Raw genomic sequence first — 2,328 nt, 5'->3', positions numbered from 1 at the left:
ATCGTTCGCCAGGTGCGTCGCGCTGTCCATCGGCGAGCCGTCGGAAATCACCAGCAGCAGCTTGCGCGCCTCCGGCCGCTCGCGCAGGCGCTCGCAGGCCCAGTCGACCGCTTCGCCGTCGATGCCCTCGCGGAACAGGTCGGCCTTCAGCAGCGCCGCCATCGCGGGGCGTGCGCGGCGCCAGGGCGTGGCGGCGGCCTTGAAGACGATGTGGCAGCGCTCGTTGAGGCGGCCGGGGTGAGGGGGCCTGCCGGCGCGCACCCACTCGCGATGCGCGCGGCCGCCGTTCCAGGCGCCGGTGGTGAAGCCCAGCACTTCGCTGGCCGTGCCGGCCTGCTCGAGCGCGCGCGCGAACACGTCGGCCATCATCGCGACCGATTCGGCATGCTCCTTCATCGAACCCGAGCAGTCGATCAGGAACGTCACCATGCAGTCGGCCACCGGCTCCGTGCGCTCGGTGCGGAACAGGCGGCGCTCGGTCGGCGAGGCCACCAGCTGCGCGAGCCGGCGGCCATCGACCAGGCCTTCCTCCTGGCCGCTGTCCCAGCCGTCGCGCGTGGGGTCGGCCAGCAGCGCACGCAGCTCGCGGGCCAGGCGCGCGATGTTCACGCCCTGCGCGGCGATGCGGCGGTCGAGCTTTTCGCGGTGGCCGGCGAGCACTTCCTTGCGCGCGAGCGCGGCGGCATCGTGCTCGCGGTCGTAGGCGGCGGTGAAGACGCGGTAGGCACCGCCCGCGCCGTCGAGCACCACGCTGCGGCCCGACTCGGCGGTGGTGAAGCGCTCGACAATCTCGCGGTCCATGTCGGCGACGAGCATGAACACGCTGCGCTTGTCGTCCACATGCGGGTCGCGTGCGTCGCTGCTGTCTTCGCCGGCCTCATGCAGCATCGCGGCGACGGTGCGGGCGATGGCGAGTGCGTGCACGGCGTAGGCGGCCTGGTCGGCGCGGTCGCGGCGCAGGCCCGCGAGTGCGTGGCCAATCAATGGCGCAAGGTGAAAGCGCGTGGCTTCGAGCATGTCCTCGGTTTCTTCCACCACCTGTTGGCCGCTCACGCGGGCGCGGCAGATCTGCGCCACGGCATAGAGCAGCAGGCCGCGCGCGGTGTCGGTCAGGCCCGAATGGTGGAAGGCGAGCGACCACTGCTCATGGCGGTGCCGCAGGTTGCGGCGCATGCCCGCCATGACCTCGGGCGCCATGGCTTCGGCGCGGAACTGCTCGAGCATCTCGAACAGCATGCGTTCGACCGGCTCCTCGGGCCGCAGGCTTTCGTGCAGCGCGGCATCGGACACCGTGAGCCGCAGCGCCAAGCCGTCGGCCACGCCGCGGAAGGAGGCGAAGTCGTCGGTCTCGGGCGAGGGATGCAGGTGCGGCGCGAACCACGGCAGCGCCGCGCGGCCGCGGTGCAGGCGCCGCCCGCGAAAGTGCAGGTCGCGCTCGCCGCTGAAGGCCCGCACCACGCCCGCGCAGAGTTCGGCGACCTGCTCCTCCTGCCGCACGCGGCGCTGCATGGCGCTCGCGGGCATGTCGGTCATTCGCGCGGTCCCGACGACAGCTGGTGCGACTCCTTCAGTTCCTGGTCGAAGCAGCGCTGGAAATATTCGGCCACCAGAGGCCGCTCCGCGTCGTCGCACTTGTTGACGAAGGACAGGCGAAACGCCAGCGCCGGGTCCTTGAAGATCTCGACGTTCTCGGCCCAGGTGATCACGGTGCGCGGCGACATCAGCGTCGAGAGGTCGCCCGCCGCGAAGCCCTTGCGCGTGAGATCGGCCACGGCCACCATCGATGCCACCAGCTGGCGGCCCGCATCGTCTGCGAGCGAAGGCACGCGCGCCTGCACGATCGCGATCTCCTCATCGGCCGGCAGGTAGTTGAGCGAGGCCACGATGTTCCAGCGGTCGATCTGCGCATGGTTGAGCCGCTGCGCGCCGTGGTACAGGCCGTTGAGGTTGCCCAGGCCCACCGTGTTGGCGGTGGCGAAGAGGCGGAAGAAGGGGTGCGGGCGCAGCACCCGGTTCTGGTCCATCAGCGTGAACTTGCCGCCCTGTTCCAGGATGCGCTGGATCACGAACATCACGTCGGGCCGGCCCGCGTCGTACTCGTCGAACACCAGCGCCACCGGCCGCTGCAGTGACCACGGCACGATGCCTTCCTGGAACTCGGTGACCTGTTTTCCTTCGCGCAGCACCACCGCGTCCTTGCCCACGAGGTCGAGGCGGCTGATGTGGCCATCGAGGTTCAGGCGCACGCAGGGCCAGTTCAGCCGCGCCGCCACCTGCTCGATGTGGGTCGACTTGCCGGTGCCGTGCAGCCCCTGCACCATCACGCGC

The 2,328-nt window shown here is 70.7% G+C and carries 2 protein-coding genes; both read right to left on the bottom strand.

Features of this window, described 5'->3' with window-relative positions:
• Window positions 1-1,533, bottom strand: a 1,533-nt coding sequence (locus AC1DOC_RS29845; protein ID WP_478131139.1) for a cobaltochelatase CobT-related protein, incomplete at its 3' end; no start/stop codon positions are given.
• Window positions 1,530-2,328 (bottom strand): AAA family ATPase (locus AC1DOC_RS29840; protein ID WP_478131138.1); only part of this gene is annotated, 799 nt, incomplete at its 5' end. The genes AC1DOC_RS29845 and AC1DOC_RS29840, both read right to left, overlap by 4 nt.

The organism is Variovorax sp. 01T439_2, assembly GCF_056398445.1.
Note: the sequence above shows the minus strand (reverse complement) of the source record. Positions and strands in the feature narration are given on the sequence as shown.